Source organism: Clostridium sp. BNL1100 (assembly GCF_000244875.1).
Taxonomy (GTDB): domain Bacteria; phylum Bacillota; class Clostridia; order Acetivibrionales; family DSM-1351; genus Ruminiclostridium.
This window is the reverse complement of the sequence record NC_016791.1, coordinates 2,111,639-2,130,296: the sequence shown is the minus strand read 5'-3', so window position 1 is coordinate 2,130,296 and position 18,658 is coordinate 2,111,639. Positions and strand designations below refer to the sequence as shown.

Below are 18,658 nucleotides of genomic sequence, written 5' to 3'. Positions count from 1 at the left end.
TGTGTTCCTCCTTTAACTTTTTTATTCTTAACCGTTTAACCTTCAATTCTCTGCAAAAGTTCAGGTAATTCCATTAAATCGTATATTATGTAATCTGGTGTGGATTGTTTGTTCCATTCCGTTTTCAGACGGTTAATCCAACAGGTTTTAATGCCTACATTCTTTGCTCCTATTACATCAGAAGGACTGTCTCCGATATGCAATATTTCATCTCTGTCAATACACGTTTCTAAAAGCACCTTTTTAAAAAATCTGTTTTTTTTATCCTGCTTATATGCTTTTAGATCCTCAGATATAAATTTCTTGTCAAATTCTATTTTAGATAATAATGGGTCAATCATAATATGATCTGCATCACTTGATATCCATAACTCACAAGAATGATTCCACTGGTTTAAAAATGCCGTTGCATCAGTGAAGAAACACGATTTTGAGTGTTCTTCCATCAGTATGTCAGCTGCTTCTTCAGCTATAAAATTGTAGTTGTTATTATGTTTTATAAGTGAAAATATATCTGTAAAAATTGTTCTCAAGTTTATAAATTCATTTGTCTCATAAACCTTTCCCATTGCTTTACTTAAAAAAATGTAATATTCCTGTATATATTTTTTTATTGAATCCGGATGATATTGTTCCCCTAATATTGCCCTCCAGATATTTTCAGCTCTTTTATCCACATTGATTAGTGTTTGAAACATATCAATGCTAATAGCAGATATTCTCATTTATATTAAATTCCCCTTTTAACGGATATTGTCCAAACTTTCTGACTGATTCAAGCAACGCATAAATATTTTCTTCCGGCGTATCGATTGGCATACCGCATCCTAGACCCAGAACAAATCCTTTCGGATTATCTGAAGCTTTTTGTATGCATCTCTTCGCTTCATTAAAAACATCAACAGGACGTCCTGACAACATAACTTTAGTAGGACTTATATTACCATATAATGCAACCTTAGAGCCTATTTCATTTTTAGCAGTTTCCATATCCACCTTTTCATCAAGACTGATTATCCCTGCTCCCGTGTCTGCAATCTGTCCCAGCAATTTCGTAGTGTTCCCGCAGATGTGCATTAATGGAGTTTCTTTTGTCAAATTTACAACACTTTGCACTAGTTCTTTTAGAAACGGAAATTCAAATTCTTGAAAAAAGGAATCACCTATAAGAGATGCAACAGGGTCTGAAATACTAAATTCAACCCCTAGTTTTGAGGCTTCATTTATATATTCAACAGTACTTTTTAGTGAAAATTCAATCATTTCCTTTGCAAACTCCGGATTTTCATATAAATCAATCATCAAATTCTCTAATCCCCGTATATTGGATGCAGTTGTCAACGGACCGGGAATTTCAGATACAATAGGAAGTTCATTTCCCAAACATTCCAAAAGTTCCTCAAGTGCTTCCAATATGATATTTAATCTTCCGCTTTTTCGAGGATCGGGAATCTCCAACTTTTTATAATCATTGTAATCATTAATGATATTTTCAGATATGTAAGGTGTGTCATGTTTAGGATAAATTACTTTACAGCCTACTGCTTCGGCTATACCGTTTACTATTGGTCCGGTACCGGCAGACTGTATTTCATAAACTTTTCGAGCCTGAATTTGGGATTTTACAATTTGTTTGGAAGATAAATATAAATCTGAAACACTGTCTCCCACCAATTTATATATATAATCTCCAGGACAAAGACCGCAAGGTATTCTGTCAACAGCCTGCTGATGTTTAAATGCGTACATTCTTTCCCTTGGTGTCATTTGATCCACACACACTACTCATTCCTCCCGTATCAAATAAATCCTTCAACAAAAAGCAATGAACATCAGCCGATATTCTAATTTCTACATAATTAGATTAACTTTTTATAAATATTTTGTAATTATTACCCTAATTATACTTTAATTGGTTGTTAATGTCAATCTGTGTCCCTATCCGCTATACAGTAAACAAAAAGCCGCAAAAAACATCAAAAGATGAATTTTGCGGCTATGAATTATTTATATTTACATGATTTCTAAATTACTCTTTTTGCTCCAATATAAGTACCCCTGTATTCTGACAGCTTTTGTACGCGGACTTTGCCGTTTGATGAAGATGCATGAATAAAGGTATTACCACCAATATAAATTCCTGCGTGGTCTATTTGTCCTGATGCTTTTCTACTTGAAGCATCAAAAAATAATATATCTCCTGCCTTTAGCTGGGCCTTTGCTACCTTAACTCCGTTGGAATACATACCCTGTGCCGACCTGTTAAGATTGACATCAAACTTTTTGTATACGTAGCCTACAAAACCTGAACAATCAAAACCGGTTTGTGGATTCGTTCCACCATAAACATATCTGACCCCTTCAAACTCACGGGCATACGCAATTAGTTTACTGTTTACAGAGCCATCGTCCTCAACGGCTGAGAATGCAACTACATTTACCGATCTGGACGTTTTTGTACTGGCAGATGAAATATTCACAAATTTAGATGATACATAGCCCACCTTTGAACCTATTTTAACCTTGTTCCAACCCTTTACAACATCAAGAATCTGTACGGAAGTACTTTTTTTAAGCGAGCTTATAACCTTGCTTGAAGTTCCGGCACTTTTCCTGAAATTGACGCCATTTGCATTTATTGCTCCTTTTACAGACTGCAATTTAACATAATTGCCGTTCACCCAGCCGGTTTTCTTGTTATACGAAACCTTGTACCAGCCTTTGGAGTGGTCAGTTACAGTTACTTTTGCATTTGTCAATTTGGTAACAATTGAAGAAGATGTTGTCGATGCCTTTCTCATTTTAACATTTGTACCTGTAACTTTTGCCGGCATTGTTGCAGCCATTACAGCCGTAGATGCAAATGCAAAAATCAGGGCAATAATACATCCTGCAAGTGCCTTGGTAATCTTTTGTTTCATTGTTCCTCCTATAGTGTGCTTCCGAAGTTAGCTGCCGGGTTCGGGTAATAGGATCACCCTACCATATAAAATGGATTAACCCCCTTTTTCTTGGTTCCTCCGTACTTCGTACTTGTGACGAAGATTCAGCAAATTTTTTTGACTGCTTCTATATAAAACTAGATTTCCTCACCACCTCCTTTAATTAAGTCAAAAAATACAAGCAGTCAATATATAATTCGAATTATATATAATACTTTGCGGGGTCAAAGCCCTGGTAATATATGCTTATTGTTTTTTACCCGTATTCCACTCCTGTTTCTGCCACTCCTCAACAGTATCAAACTTACGGGTATCCATTGGCTCATAACCTTTCAGGCTTAATGAATTCGTTACTACGGATACAGAGCTGAAGGCCATTGCTCCACCTGCAATCATTGGATTGAGTAATCCCAGCGCTGCAAATGGTATTCCTATGATATTGTAGAAGAATGCCCAGAATAGATTTTGTTTTATTTTGGTCATTGTTTTTCTTGATAGTCTTATGGCAGCTGGAATGGTTCTTAAATCACCCCTCATAAGGGTAATATCTGCTGCTTCAATGGCAACATCCGTACCTGTGCCTATTGCCATACCGATGTCTGCGGTAGCTAAAGCCGGAGCATCGTTTATTCCATCACCAACCATTGCAACTATTTTGCCTTGTGCTTTTAGCTTTTCTACTTCCTCTGCCTTGTTTTCAGGAAGTACCTCCGCCAGTACATTAGTTATTCCTACCAGCTTTGCAATAGCATTAGCAGTCCTTTTATTGTCACCTGTAATCATATATACGTCAATGCCGATATTTTTCAATTCTTCAATTGCTTCCTTTGAATTTTCCTTCAAGGTATCGGCTACTGCAACAAGAGCAGTAAGTTTGTTGTCTATAGACATCAGCATTGCTGTTTTACCTTCATCCTCAAGTCTTGCAATGTCAGCTTCAACATTCCCCATATCAATACCCTGTTCACTCATAAGCTTTCTGGTACCCATATATATTGTTTTACCGTCTATAACAGACATTACGCCTCTTCCCGGTATTGCTTCAAATTTGTCGGGATCATTTATTTTACTAAGTTCTTTTTTACCATGCTCATAAATTGCTACTCCCAAAGGATGCTCTGAACTTTTTTCAGTAATTGCCGCAAGCCTTAATATTTCTTTTTCAGTATAGGAAGTGTCTATAACAACTATATCGGTAACTTCGGGCTCACCTTTTGTAATTGTTCCTGTTTTATCAAGAACTACAGCGTTTAGCTTATAAGCCATTTCCAGATGTTCTCCACCTTTAATAAGTATGCCGTTTTCAGCACCCTTTCCGGTACCTACCATTATTGCGGTAGGAGTTGCCAACCCAAGGGAACATGGACACGCTATAACCAAAACTGCTACCGCACTTACTATTGCCTTCGTTACATCACCGGTTACCAGCAACCATATTACAAAGGTTAATAACGCAATTGCCACAACCACAGGAACAAATATACCTGAAACCTTGTCAGCAATCTTCTGAATTGGAGCCTTTGAGCCCTGGGCATCTTCAACCATCTTGATTATTTGTGACAATGCAGTATCCTTGCCTACCTTTGTAGCTTCGAAACGGAAGGTTCCGAATTTGTTTATGGTTGCTCCGATTACAACATCGCCTGCTTTCTTCTCAACCGGAAGGCTTTCTCCTGTGAGCATTGATTCATCTATGGATGAATTACCTTCCAATATTTTACCATCAACAGGAATTTTTTCTCCAGGTCTTACAATTACGACATCACCGGGCAGAACATCTTCTATAGGTATGTCTTCTTCAGTACCGTTCCTGAGTACTCTGGCCGTCTTAGCCTGCAAACCCATAAGCTTCTTTATTGCTTCAGAAGTTTTGCCCTTTGCAACCGCTTCAAGGTATTTGCCCAATAAAATAAGTGTAATAATAACTGCTGCAGCTTCAAAGTAGAGGTCTTTCATCATGCCTTTATGAACTTCCTCAAAAAAAACATTGTAAAGACTGAAAAAATATGCAGCAGATGTACCCATGGCTATTAATACATCCATGTTGGCACTTTTTGATTTCAATGCGTAATATGCATGTTTATAAAATCTGAAACCAATTATAAACTGTACCGGAGTTGCTATTATCAGCTGGAAATACTGATTATGAAGTAATGAAAGCAAAGGGCTGTCCAGATTCAGCATTCCCAGTATCATTGCAAGTACAAGAGGAGTACTTAGTACTGCCGATACAATCAGAGAAAGCTTCAAGGATTTTATTTCCTTCTCCCTTTGCTCTTTCTCAGTATCCGTGTTTACCTCCTCGGCCTTCTCCGCTCCATAGCCTAAGCCTTCAACTATTTTTATTATGTCTGAAACTTTTACCGTAGACGGGTCGTATTCAATATTTGCCTTTTCTGTGGCAAGATTAACGGCTGCCTTAACAATTCCTTCGGTCTTACTAAGCTTTTTTTCAATTTTTGCAGAGCATGCCGCACAGGACATACCGGAAAGCTTCAATTCAATTTTGTTTCCGGATTTTGCGCTTTCCTTTATAACGCCATAACCCAGCTTTTCGATTATTTCCTGAAATTTCGCTGAATCGGTCATACTGTCATCGTATTCAACAGTTGCTTTTTCTACCGCAAAATTAACATTTGCATTCTTTACTCCCTCAAGCTTATTCAGACCCTTTTCAATCCTTGCTGCACAAGCTGCACAGCTCATACCTGTGATTTTAAGGGATTCTTTCCTATCCATTTTATCTGCTCCTTTTTTGTTGTAATAGTGTATACATTAGCCGCAGCACCCTCCTGCTGACGCTCCCGCAGATGGTGTATAGCTGTTTACTTCATCCTTTATTTCTTCAATATTAATTGTATTTATATTATCTACCACCTTTACATAGCCGTGTAACATACCCATTCCGCATTGGAAGGTAAAGTCAAGAGTCGGCGACAATTCAGGTGTTTCCTTTTCACTTTTCAAATCCATCTGTGCCTGATACTCCGGAAATACAATTATGCTGTTGCATATGTTTAATTGGTCTGTATCAAACTTTATTTTAGCAGGTATTCCCTTTTGCAAAACAACAACCGCAGGTGAATACCCGTAATCGTTTACTGTTACAGTTACCTCCTGTTTATCTCCGTTTACCTTTGAAATGGCTACCTCGTCAGTAGGAATCTTGCCATTTGCAAATTTAGTAGCCTTCGAGGCTGCTCCACAACACCCTCCTGAACCGGAAACAGTACCCTGAGAATCGGTGTCGGAAGTTGAATCTTCAGCACTTACAGCAGACAGATCACCGACAACCTTTATATTGCTACTAATCATTCCCATCCAGCAGCTGTAAACAAATTTTCCTTCACTGTCCGGGGTAAATTCAATAACATTTTCTCCGGCCTTCAATGGCAGATTCTCAATATTGTATTCAGGTATGTTTATTCTGTTGTTACAGCCGTTTATATCACTTTGATCAGCTGTAATTGTCCATTTTACAGGAATACCTTTTTGAACCGTTATAGGACTGTACCTTCCGGAATCAAGCTTTGTGGTAACTACCTGAACATTTCCCTCTATTTTTGCAACTCCTCCTTCAGAAGATGATGCACCAAGGACTATGCTTGTATTAAATCCCGAAAGTGAAAGCCCTCTGTTTAACATTATAATACCAAGAATCAATACCAGTACAGCACTTACCTTCATCATTTTGTGTGTAAATTTGCTGCTGAGAAATGAGCTGACAGCACCAAACCCAAACATCAGGGGAACCGTTCCAAGGCTGAATAGAAACATTGATAAGGCTCCTGCCATGGCACTTCCCGTGCCCAGTGCATATAGCTGCATTGCCTGCAAAGGTCCGCAGGGCATAAGTCCATTCAGCATTCCAACCAACAAAGGCCCACGGCTTCCGCTGTTTTCATGTACTTTTTTGGCAAAAATCTTGGGCATTCTGGGATTCAATTTTCGAAGTGCAGGAAAAATATTCAACATATTTATACCCATTATAACCATAAAAATACCCGATAGAATTGCAACTACACCCTTAGCAGTACCTGAAAAACTTACAACTGAGCCTATTCCTCCTACAATCCCACCTACGATGGTATAGGAAATTACACGTCCTATGTTGTATAACACGCTTGGTTTTAGTTTGTCAAATTTTGAATCCCCGGCTGAAGCTTTGTATCGGACGCATACCGATAGATTTATCCCTCCGCACATGGCCACACAATGAAGTGATGTCAGCAGCCCTATAAAAAACAGAATTCCGTACCCCATTGACTGGTTTACATCAGGTACAAAATTAAACCCAATCGTATTTTTTATAATTACGTAAAGGGCGAGTATAATTACTGCTATTCCCGCAACCTGCCCGGCTCCCGGCCACTCCGACTTTTTATCGGGAATATTTGAAGTCTGTATGTTATTTGACATATCTTTTGGCTTATTTTTTACCGTATAATCCAGTCTTTCAATTGTTTCTATTATTTTATTCAGCTTAACGGCATCTTCATTATAGGTTACGTAAACATTTGAACTGCTGTAAATTGCCTTAACATTTATAATTCCGTCCAGTTTTTTAACTGCATTTTCTATTCTCGTTTCGCAACCCGTACAAGTCATGCCTTCTATTTGAAGAATTATATTCATCAGATTTTCCTCCTTCATTTCACAATCTGCTTATTTAGCTTTTAGTAGCTTATCATTTCTATGTGAAGATTTTATGGAGGAAATCAAGTTGGTTTTTATAATATTTTTAAATAGATTTACAGACTATATATTATAGAATTAAATTTTGCAGCTGACGGGGGTAGTTTTATGAAAAAAAGACTGTTAATGTGTTTATTTACTGTATTTATGCTGATTTCATTGTCCTTTAACTGTTTCCATGCAGAAGCATCACTCTTTTCCGGTCAATTAAAAGATTCCTGTAAGGAAAAGCCTTTTACTATGGTATGGCTTTCCGACTCTCAGTACTATGCCAAAAGCTATCCTCAAATTTATGATTGTCTTGGGGATTGGTTTGTCAAAAAGTACAAGCATAACTCTTTTGGATATTTGATTGTATCAGGCGATATTGTGGACAATGCAAGCTGTTTAAACCAATGGGAGGTTTCAAGCCGAAACTTTAAAAAACTTGATGATGCAAATGTGCCTTATGGTGTTCTGGCTGGTAATCATGACGTTATGATGAATGGACTTAATTATAGCATATTTAAAAGTTATTTTGGTGCTTCCCGATATATAGATAAGCCTTGGTACGGAGGCAGCATGGATGATAACCGTAACCACTACGACCTAATATCTTTTAGCTCTCATGATTTTATTATACTATACCTAGGTTTTAGTAGCGAAACTTCTCTTGAAACAACAACTTGGGTAAATGGAGTTCTTGAAAAGTACCCAGACAGAAATGCTATTCTGGTTTTACATGAATATCTTAACGAAGATGGAGAGATGACAGAAAAGGCCCGGATAGTTTCGGACAGTATTGTCCTTAAAAACGACAATGTCTTTATGGTATTGTGCGGACATTATCATGGTGCTCAAAAAAAGGTTAAAATGGTTTGCAATTCTGATGGGACTACAAGAAAGGTTCTGGAGATTCTCTCTGATTATCAGAAGGCCCCAAATGGCGGTAACGGATTTTTACGATTTCTCAAATTCTGTCCCCGCTCCGGCACCCTTAAAGTTTCCTTGTATTCTCCATATTCTAAAAAGGACAGCTATTTTGGAGAAGGTATTGATAATTTTACTGAAACTATAGAGTTAATTGATTAATATTTCTAACTCTATAAGCCAGGCGAGGATACCTTACTGGATTCATTTAAATATTGTTCTACTCCATTTGATATTGATTTTGCGAGCTCCTGTCGAAAGGTGTCCTTTACTAATTCCTGCCTTTCTTCCTCGTTTGAAATAAAACCAGTTTCAACTATAACACCGGGTATTTCAGTATAGTCAAGAACATAGTATTTTGCCTGTACCGGGTCATGTGTGTTTCGTTTTTTTCCGTCTTTAACCATGTTGTTCAATTGACGCTGAATGCATAATGCCAAAGTTTTATTTTGCTCATACTTTTTATTGAAAAAGACTATTGCACCATTAGTAGCAGGCTTTTTTAAATTGCTGTTAACGTGGATGCTGAGAAACAGTTGTGCATTACTGTTATTAATAATATTGGCCCTCGCAGTCAAATCCCTCAAATGTCTTGATTTCCGGCTATTCTCTGGACTTTCAAGAGATACATCCTCTTCCCTAGTCATAATTATTTTATATCCTTGCTTAATAAGAATAGATTTTAGCTTTTTAGCGATATCAAGATTTATTTCTTTTTCCAGTACTCCGTCCCTACTTGTTCCTCCGTCGATTCCTCCATGGCCCGGATCAATTACAATTACACCGCTTTTGGGATCTGTAAATGTATCTGAGCTAGACATTTCTATAAACAAAATAATTGGTACAGTTAATATAGCAATTATTAAAATTGCTACGAGTACTAAAAACTTTCTTTTTATAAAAATAACATTAAATTTTTTCATTCATTTGCTTCTTAATATTTGTTCTCTCCTTTAATATACTATATTTGAGATAAATATATGTTAAAGAATTTAGCTGTATCCAAAGGCCAGAATACTGAATTCTTTGTCTTCAAAACCCTTTGACATTTTAATTTCTATTTTATGTATTGCAGAATTTTCAGTGTTTAATAATAATTTTACTACCGGATTATTCCACCCCGAGCTGTTAAATCCGTTTGCAGTAAATACACATACACCATCAACATAGACATCTGCTGACCCTGTATCTGTGTTTTTGGACTCCTTATACACTATAAACAGATTCTTGCAGTGTAAATCAAAAGTGAACCTTCCCTTTGCGGTTCCGGCTTTGTGTGTCCATCCTCTAGGGAACTGGTTGATAGTGCTGTCCGGGAAAAATCCGCCTGAATCTTTTACCTGCAAATTTGTATTATCCAGCATTTTAAGGTTTACAAATTCATTACCAACAATAGGTGTTTGTAGAATTTTGTAAACACTATCTATATCTTCCTTGCTGACTTTTTCCAGATAATATATTATAAGCTTTGTAATAAGTTCATGTCCCTTTTCATGTGGATGTATATAGTCATCTGAATAATCCTGCCATCTCATTCTGCCTTCATCAAATTCAGGAATTATTACATCTTTTACACTAATCATAGGCAATTCATAATGACTTCCGATTTGTGTCATCTCATTCTGACAGGAAAAACCTGCTTCAGATACTGTAAAAATTAAGACTAACGCAGGTTGAGATTCCGAATTTAATATTCTGAGTAGAAGGCTTTCAAAAACAGCCATATTTGTTGTATCCTTTGTATCATTAACAGCAAATTCAATATATACAATATCAGGTTTATGTATTAATAAATCCCGTTCAACCCTTATTAATCCTATTGTAGATGGTGTTCCTGCCATACCTGCATTTATGTATCTTACATTATTTCCCTTACAAAAAGTTTGTGCAAAATAATCACAGGTTAACTTTGCAAAGCAATTATTAGGGCCTCCATTATAACCTTCGGTAATTGATCCTCCAAGATAAGCGATTGTAACCCTTTCCCCATTTTCTGCCTTTTCCATGGCCTTTTTCATTCTGAAATTATTTCCTGTACTAATCAAAGACCGTTTATACATATTTTTACACTCCGATACTGAAAAATATTTACATAACAACATATATAATCAAACGTATTTTAAGAAAATGTTAGTTTATAATTATAATACTTTTTGTTGAAATAATCCAATAGTCATAGTAGTATGATTTGTATAAGTATAAGCTTATAATACTTTTTTAATGGAGATTTTTCTATGACTTCACAACAATTGCAATATATAATTACTTTAGCTGACGAAAAAAGCTTTTCAAAAGCTTCCCAAAAACTTATTATTTCCCAGCCAGCATTAAGTCAATTTGTTAAAAACCTTGAAACTGAGTTGAAAGTGCAATTATTCGATAGAAGTACAACCCCAATAAAACTAACTTATGCAGGTGAACTTTACGTTAACGCTGCTCGTAAGATTCAAATAATCCTCACAGAACTGGATAATGAGCTTACTGACCTTACAATTCTAAATATCGGAAAACTAGCCATAGGCACTATTCCTTTTCGTGCCTCTTGCATGCTTCCCAAAAGTATTGTAGCCTTCAGGAAAAAATATCCCGGTGTTGATATTCATATTATTGAAAATGAAGAAGCGAATCTTGAATCCTTGCTTACAGAAAGCCGTCTTGATTTATGTATTTTGTCAGGTTCTCTTCATAATAAACTTCTTCAAACTGAAGTTCTGGCTCAGGAACAGCTTTACCTTGCAGTTCCCATTGATAGTCCTTTTAACACCGGAAAAGAAGCTTATCAACTAAGTGCCAAGGATGTAATTTATGACAACTCTGCATTATTTCAGGCAAAACCTCTTGACTTTTCCGACTGTGTAAAAGAGAATTTTGTTCTTATGCAGGATGACGATACTATCGCCAATGAGCTATCCCAGTTTTCTGAGTTCCATCTTCAAAACACAATATTTACCGACCGTATTGAAACGGCTTTTTCATGGACGTTAGCCGGTATTGCATGTTCTTTTATTCCGGATACACTTATACGGTATGGTAATTACCAGAAACATCCTGTGTATTACAAATTAAATACTTCCTTTGCTAAACGTGATATTCTGGTTGCATATAAGAAAAATAGATATTTATCCAAGGCTGCGTCCGAGTATATGCTGCTTCTAAAACAGTTGATAGGCTGCGGTACCTGGCTTTCTCCTAACGAATAGTTATGTGTAATATATTTACTGTTTTAGCTTAATATGCTATAATGTTATAGATTTACTTACATTTCATTGGTGCGGCCTACATGGTTAAGTACACCATAATTCATTGCAGTTTCGATGTATCATTCCTGTTATTTTCTATTAACGCTTACCTGTTAAGTTGCGTCCATATGAAAATAATTTATTAAGGAGGATTAAAATGAAAACTGTAAGAATTAAGTGCTTCTCGTTTTTTTTGGCTGTAATTGCCTTTTTGGCTATACTCCAGATTTCTCCGGTCAAAGCGGCCGATTCCACAGGAAAACCTTTTCTACATCCTATTTTCGGTGACCATATGGTTCTTCAAAGAGATGTAGAAAACATAATCTGGGGTTGGACAAACCCGGGTGAGGTTGTTTCTGTAGATGTAGGAGGAAACGTCTTTAAATGTACTGCAAAATCCGATGGAAAGTGGAATTGCACAATTAAGCCTTTTTCCGCAGGAGGCCCCTATCAGTTAAAGGTAACGGGTTCATCAACCGCCACTGTAAATGATGTATATTTCGGTGAGATCTGGCTGTGTTCAGGTCAGTCAAACATGGCTATGCAGCTTCCTTATTGCTTAAACGGCGACACGGAAGTTCAGAATTCAACAAATACAAACATCAGATTTTTTACAACTCCCTATGCAGGTACTTCTGCACCAAGTGACACATTTGGTTATGGAGGAAGCTGGTATACCAGTAACCCCGGCACAGTAGGAAATCTATCTGCTGCTGCGTATTTCTTTGCACGGGAACTAAATAAGGAGCTTAATGTTCCAATTGGAATTGTATGCTCTGCTGTCGGCGGTTCATTTATTGAAAGTTGGATAAGTACTTCTTCTTTTGATAAATTTATGAAGGAAAACAATTTATCCGGCTATACACCCAGTTCTCCAAATGTATATTATAACGGTATGATTTCACCTTTATTGTCCTTAAAGGTAAAGGGAGTTTTGTGGTATCAGGGTGAATCCAATACTCAATATGATTATTTATATGAAAAACAGCTCAATACTCTTGTACAAGACTGGAGAATAGGTTTGGGTGCAAATACTCCTTTTATAATTGTACAGCTACCCAACTATCTCCAAGTTCAGACTAATCCGGTAGAAAACGTCCCATGGGCTACTATACGAGAAGCTCAATCAACTGTTTCACAGATGGATAATAATATAGGTCTTGTCACCACAATAGATATAGGTGAGGAAGATATTCATCCAAAAAACAAACAGGATGTGGGCAAGCGTGCAGCCATCTGTGCACTCGGAAAACAGTATGGAAAAAACCTTACATACTCAGGACCTATTTATACAGGAATGACAAAAGAAAACAATAAAATACGGTTAAATTTTAAAAATTCATCAAGCGGATTAATGGCCGGGACAAAGGCAGGTCTTGACCCTGTGAAAGAGGTAGCTGGCGGAACACTTAAAGGTTTTGCAATAGCTGGAAGCGACGGTAAGTTTGTTTGGGCTGATGCCGTAATAGACGGAAGCAGTGTTATTGTCTCTTCCCTGTCAATTTCAAATCCAACAGTTGTCAGGTATTCTTGGGCAAACAATCCTGTTGGGAATCTATATAATAAGGAAGGTCTTCCTGCCTCGCCTTTCAGGACTGACGGGCCTGTAATTATATCTCCTACTCTTAAAGGCGATATAAATAATGATTCCCAGATTGATGCTATTGATTTTTCTTTAGTGAAGATGCATGTTCTGGGTATTAAAACTCTTTCAGGAGATGCTCTGAAAGCTGCAGATGTAGATTCAAGCGGAAGTGTTGACGCTATTGATTTAGCTTTATTCAAAAAGTATCTTCTAGGACAAATTGTTTTTAATTAAGTTACTTTTATATAAAAATAGGCTGCCGGAAATTTCCGGTAGCCTATTTTTCATTATCTCATATTAAATTTGATTACTTACCTAGAACCTTTGCCTTTAGAAGTGCAAAGTCAAGGGCATTTATATCTCCATCTGAATTCATGTCAGCATTCTTTAAGTTAATCTTTGGGTTTGCACCAAGGATATACTGCTTCAATACAGCTATATCCAAAGCATCAATGTTCTTGTCATCGTTTACATCTCCAACAACAGGCTCAGGATCTACTATAATTGGTCCATCTCCATAGTACTGTCCGAGGGACATTCCATTCTTACCAAGTGGTATCTGATGGTCAAGACCGATAAATTTGCCGCCTGACTGCCACAATGCAGGCTTAAGTAATCCATACTTTTCCTCATCCCATGTTGACCAGTCGTTTCCTATCAATCCTCCTGTATCACCTGAGTTCGGATTCAAGCACCAGAAGGTATGGTTGATACGGTTCTTAATCATGTAATCTCTTAATAAAGTCATCCACTTCTGGTTCTTTGCGCCGTCCATGAATCCTCCCCATTCACCGATAAGAAGAGGAGCAATTTTTTGATCGTCTATGTATGCCCATGTGTCATACCAGTAATCATCGAGTAAGGTCTGTGTTGTGAAATCCTTATCAAACCATGATTGATTATATACTGAAGGACCGTAGTCATGAGGTGAATACACTATCTGGCTGTTTAATGCGCCCAAGTTGATAGGATAGTCTTTAACTCCTCTCAAGTTTCCGCCCCACCATCCGCCATGCCAAGGAGCAGCGTCGCCGGTAGCACCCCAGACATCCGGAGTATCAAATGTGTAGCCCTTTTCAGTTTTTGGGTATTGCTCAATACCTTCAATCATTATTAACAACTTTGGATTTACAGCCAATATTTCTTTTGAACACCTTTCAGCTGCATATTTCCAGTTGTTTTCATCTGTAGTGTTATCCCATTTTGCCATATCAGTTGGTGCTGCAGCAGTATATCCTCTTTTTCCGTGAGGTTCATTTTTCAGGTCTATGGCAAGTATTGTATCATCGTTCTTATATTTGTCTGCAAGCCAAGTCAATGTGTCTATCCACTTATCTGTAGTTATCATGCCCGCTGTTGTTGTTTCAAGACCATACCATAACGGATACATGTGACCTGAGTTGTTAGCGTCAGGGCTATGTACATCTATCATTACCTTGATTCCCAACTCTTTGCAATACTTCATTATTATATCGAATATTTCCATACTGTTTTTTGGCCCGTCGGTTGCAGGATTATAAAAATCCGGATTTACAACGGTATATGGCGGATTATTGCTGGCTGTAACACTGGAAACCTTGTTTGGTTTACCAACCATCCAGCTGTATAAAAGTTCAGTTGAAATCGGTACTCTTAATAATCCTATTCCCCTGTCTGCAACGCTGGTCAATATATTCTTAACATCGTACCAGGCACCGTGGAATACATTTTCACTGCAGTTAAAACCAAACCAGTTTGCACCGGTAAGCCAGACTTCACGTCCATTCATATCATATATCTTGTCGCCAACACAATGAAGCCAGTCATCATTATTTGTATCTACTGCAGCTGATGCAGTAAGGCCATGGTTGGACAACATCATAGTTGAAACCATTGCTAATGCCATAAGCATTGAAACTATTCTTTTTTTCATAGGTTTTTCTCCTTTTTATTTTAATTTAAAACTACGAAAGCAAACTTACTTTTAGTAATACAAGGTCTATATGCTTACTATTTCATAAAGGGAATAAATCCTCCGCCACCTCCTATTGTTACATTACGCCAGTTATATGACTGCTGAGGAACGGCAGCATAAGTTTGAGCTGGCAGAACAACACTAATAGTAAGCATTGTTACTAAAAAAACTCCCAGTAAAGATAAAAAACTTTTTTAAAATAAATACCTCCTTCAATTTGAATTTTCCCCTTTATATAAGCAGAATTTTCTTTAATGTTACAAGATCAAGGGAATCAATCTGTCCATCATTATTCAGATCCCAAATATTCATATCAGTGGAACCACTCTGATTAAGTAAATACACCTTCATTTTTGCAAAATCAAGTGCATCCACACTTCCATCCCCGTTAAGGTCACCCGGAGTGACAGGTATTATCGGAATATCTTGCGCCATTTTTGCCGCATGAGGTGCAAATACACTTTTTAGCAACGGATCACCATGGGTGAGGTAGAATCCCCCCGAATAAGAAGCATAAGCCCAGAATAAGTCACCGGAAGCATTTAATTTCTCAATCTGCCCATACATTGCGTTCCAGTACTGCTCTTTATTGTTATGGGTATTAAATTCCTCCATAACGAAAGGCTTTTTAACTATGTTGTGAGATTCATCAATCCATGTTGCAACAAGTTTCGCTGCCTGGTCAGGATTTAACCCTGCCCAGCCTTCATCCGGATAAGGATGAGCGGTGGTAAAATCAATGTATGGAGACTGATGTATATATACAAATGGATTACCGGCATTGGCACCATAACCGTATTTCGCAGCCTGACCTTCCAGCCCGGTACTAACCATGTGGTTTGGATCAAGCTCCTTTATAAGCTTACCCATTTCATCTACCCACGCCCTTAGTGTTGTTCCATTTAAATTTTCTTCCTCGCTTACATCCTGATATCTTGGTTCATTCATCAGTTCCCACGAGAAAATTGCCGGGTCATTTTTATATGGTTCATTTGTATAATGATTTATTCTTGTTACAAAATGCTTTACATAATTTTTGTACTGTTCCTTACAACCTGCATTTGTAAAGAATGCAGCACGGTTGGGATGAGTTATTCCCGGAAGCCCTTCCCATTTTAACCTTGTGTCAATTCCGCCGTAAGCTTCCCAATAGTTTTCCAATACAATAATTACTTTGATATTGTGCTTCTTTGCAGATTCCAGTATATAGTCAAATAGCATGAATTGTGCTTCATTATAAACACCTTTCTGGCTTTCAAATCCATGCCAGGTTTCATGAGAAAAGCCCCATGTCCTTACAACCTTTATTCCGTCAGAAGCCATATTACTCATCATTTCATCAATTCTGGCCTTGTTCATAAATTTTGTTTCAATATCATCTGGAGTGGCATCATTTGACCCGTCTCCATACGTAAACAAATCGTAATTATTGCATCCGGCAAAGCGAAATACTTTTCCGTCAAGAATAAAAGAAGTTCCGTTTGTTGTTACAATACCGCTTATTGTTGTGGAAACTGCATTGGTTTTCATACTTGGGATAAAGCACACTATCTGGAATATAAAAATAAAAGATAAGATTATAAATGATTTTTTATTCATTTTTTATACCCTCCAATCGGCAGGTACAGTTATAAGACTCAAATAGCCGGGTCAATGCTTTGCAATTCTTTTAGAATATGCAAAACATTGAGTCAGCTAATATAACTAATTATAAAGTAAAAACATCTTTTGAGCTGATAAATAAGACATTTATCCCAATAAAGCCTTCTTTAATAGAGAAAAATCAATTGCATCTATGGAGCCGTCACCGTTCATATCTGCATTATTTTTATCAATATTTCCGTTTTGAGTAAGAATATAGTTCTTACAAAGTGCAAGGTCAATAGCGTCTACAAATGTATCATTATTCAAATCACCTTTTTTAGCAGGAGGAGTAATAATTGTACCCCCAAAGAACTTAATAGCTCCTGCAAGTACACCAACAAGACCTGCGTTATAGTCAAGGGCTACCTCTGTGTACTGATACTGGTTTGCATCGTCAAAGAATTTGTCATTCTGATCAGGACCGCCTACCAATGCACCAGTCAATAAGTGTTGAGCCGGCTTTGCATTGTCTCCGTTTGCATAAGTGTAACCGTTTGCTGCCCTGTGATGAGGATGAATACACCAATTGCTTCCATAGCCAATTATATAAGACATATTGGCAGGATTATCACCTAGAATATAGTCTACCTGTTTTTTAGCTAAATCCAAAAGTGATTGATCATTGTTTTGCTTGCAGTAAACAAGCATAACCATGGATTCTGCTGCTGCATATCTGAGGACACCCCAGTTGGAAAGCCACTTTAGACCTCCAGGAGTAGTTGTTACCTGAGTTTTCCAGTAGTTGAAATTAAATTGTATAGCATCCTTATATATCTGCTTTCCAGTAATTTGAGCCAATCTCAAAGCAGCAGGGACATACATGTCATCCCAGCACATGGTCCATTTGTCTTGCAGCTTGTTTTCATTCATTGTATTTCCCAATGTTATAAACTGTTCAGCGTCAGTAATGTAAGCACTATCATTAGTTGCAGTGTACAACCATGTAGCTGCCCAAGCCAGGTCATCACCAAAGCTGGTAGCCTGATAAAATGACTGACCGTTTCCAACACCTTGATTTGCCTTACCCATTGCATACAATTCTTTTGCTGCGTTAAGGCACTTTGTCGCATAAGCGGAATCAATATTCTTGTAATTGAGATACATCAGAGTAAGTGCAGCAGTTGTCTCTCCAAGAATATCTGAAGCAGGATGGCTTGGATCAGCCTTGTATAAAGAAGGTCTTTCACCTGTTTGCGCCTCTGGTGCACCCCAATATGTATGATCGGCATTTCCCTCTCCAACCTGATAGTAGAATGTGGTTGAGTTCGGATGTGACTTAAGGAAGTAGTCTGTAAAATATTTTAGCTGTTGCAGCATTTTGGTAGTGTTTCCAGTTGCATCAAAGGAATCCTTGAATTCATACAGTGACCAACCTAAAACTGCTGCCGAATAGCCTTGAGGCAGGCCAAACTTTACATGATCTCCTGCATCATGATATCCACCTGTTAAATCAATACCTACATCGCTTCCGTCAGTTGTGTGACATGCACCTCTCCAATCAAATACATTATTTTCTCCTGCTTTAGGACCACACTTATTTGCATCATAAAAAATAATTGAGTCCTTTAATGCAGTTGAATAATCATGTGTACCTGCGGCAAATGTAGTACCTGTGCTAACAAACGAAGTTGTTAACATAACTCCAGAAATCATCAAAGCACCTAATTTACTTAACTTATTTTTCAAAAAC

General features: G+C 37.5%; 13 protein-coding genes and 1 riboswitch. Of the genes, 3 read left to right on the top strand and 10 right to left on the bottom strand.

What is annotated here, in order from left to right:
• Positions 1-35 precede the first annotated feature (35 nt).
• The 5 genes from CLO1100_RS08860 to CLO1100_RS08840 all read right to left on the bottom strand — a co-directional run bounded on the left by CLO1100_RS08860 (position 36) and on the right by CLO1100_RS08840 (position 7,577).
• Positions 36-725: an HAD family hydrolase gene (locus CLO1100_RS08860; RefSeq protein WP_014313422.1), complete on the bottom strand. Its 690-nt coding sequence runs from the start codon at positions 723-725 to the stop codon at positions 36-38.
• On the bottom strand, positions 706-1,782 hold the full coding sequence (locus CLO1100_RS08855; protein WP_014313421.1) for a uroporphyrinogen decarboxylase family protein: 1,077 nt from the start codon (positions 1,780-1,782) through the stop codon (positions 706-708). Before CLO1100_RS08855 ends, CLO1100_RS08860 begins: the two co-directional genes overlap by 20 nt.
• Positions 1,783-2,024: 242 nt before the next feature.
• The gene (locus tag CLO1100_RS08850; protein ID WP_014313420.1) at positions 2,025-2,921 is read right to left on the bottom strand and encodes a C40 family peptidase; all 897 of its coding nucleotides are present in this window, start codon (positions 2,919-2,921) and stop codon (positions 2,025-2,027) included.
• Positions 2,922-3,062: riboswitch (cyclic di-AMP (ydaO/yuaA leader) on the bottom strand.
• Between the two features lie 126 nt (positions 3,063-3,188).
• Entirely contained in the window at positions 3,189-5,681 is a 2,493-nt protein-coding gene (locus tag CLO1100_RS08845; protein WP_014313419.1) for a heavy metal translocating P-type ATPase, read from the bottom strand.
• Positions 5,682-5,717: 36 nt separating this feature from the next.
• Positions 5,718-7,577, bottom strand: a complete 1,860-nt coding sequence (locus CLO1100_RS08840; RefSeq protein ID WP_014313418.1) for a sulfite exporter TauE/SafE family protein — start codon at positions 7,575-7,577, stop codon at positions 5,718-5,720.
• Between the two features lie 168 nt (positions 7,578-7,745).
• Between CLO1100_RS08840 and CLO1100_RS08835 the strand changes: the two genes are divergently transcribed.
• Positions 7,746-8,708 carry a metallophosphoesterase gene (locus tag CLO1100_RS08835; protein ID WP_014313417.1) on the top strand — a complete coding sequence of 321 codons (963 nt, stop codon included), beginning with the start codon at positions 7,746-7,748 and terminating at the stop codon, positions 8,706-8,708.
• Between the two features lie 11 nt (positions 8,709-8,719).
• Here the strand turns inward: CLO1100_RS08835 and CLO1100_RS08830 are convergent, their stop codons facing one another.
• Together CLO1100_RS08830 and CLO1100_RS08825 are read right to left on the bottom strand one after the other, a co-directional pair.
• Positions 8,720-9,469, bottom strand: a complete 750-nt coding sequence (locus CLO1100_RS08830; protein ID WP_014313416.1) for an N-acetylmuramoyl-L-alanine amidase — start codon at positions 9,467-9,469, stop codon at positions 8,720-8,722.
• 69 nt (positions 9,470-9,538) lie between these two features.
• Positions 9,539-10,606, bottom strand: coding sequence for an SGNH/GDSL hydrolase family protein (locus CLO1100_RS08825; RefSeq protein WP_014313415.1), 1,068 nt, complete (start codon positions 10,604-10,606; stop codon positions 9,539-9,541).
• Between the two features lie 174 nt (positions 10,607-10,780).
• On the opposite strand from CLO1100_RS08825, the gene CLO1100_RS08820 reads away from it, so the two are divergent.
• Together CLO1100_RS08820 and CLO1100_RS08815 are read left to right on the top strand one after the other, a co-directional pair.
• On the top strand, positions 10,781-11,746 hold the full coding sequence (locus tag CLO1100_RS08820; RefSeq protein ID WP_014313414.1) for a LysR family transcriptional regulator: 966 nt from the start codon (positions 10,781-10,783) through the stop codon (positions 11,744-11,746).
• Positions 11,747-11,942: 196 nt separating this feature from the next.
• Positions 11,943-13,604, top strand: a complete 1,662-nt coding sequence (locus CLO1100_RS08815) for a sialate O-acetylesterase (protein WP_014313413.1) — start codon at positions 11,943-11,945, stop codon at positions 13,602-13,604.
• A gap of 73 nt (positions 13,605-13,677) precedes the next feature.
• Here the strand turns inward: CLO1100_RS08815 and CLO1100_RS08810 are convergent, their stop codons facing one another.
• The 3 genes from CLO1100_RS08810 to CLO1100_RS08800 all read right to left on the bottom strand — a co-directional run bounded on the left by CLO1100_RS08810 (position 13,678) and on the right by CLO1100_RS08800 (position 18,654).
• A complete protein-coding gene (locus CLO1100_RS08810; protein ID WP_014313412.1) occupies positions 13,678-15,282 on the bottom strand; it encodes a cellulase family glycosylhydrolase in 1,605 nt (534 codons plus the stop codon).
• Between the two features lie 273 nt (positions 15,283-15,555).
• Entirely contained in the window at positions 15,556-16,923 is a 1,368-nt protein-coding gene (locus CLO1100_RS08805; RefSeq protein ID WP_014313411.1) for a dockerin type I domain-containing protein, read from the bottom strand.
• A 150-nt stretch (positions 16,924-17,073) separates the two neighbouring features.
• The gene (locus tag CLO1100_RS08800; RefSeq protein ID WP_014313410.1) at positions 17,074-18,654 is read right to left on the bottom strand and encodes a glycoside hydrolase family 9 protein; all 1,581 of its coding nucleotides are present in this window, start codon (positions 18,652-18,654) and stop codon (positions 17,074-17,076) included.
• Positions 18,655-18,658 lie beyond the last annotated feature (4 nt).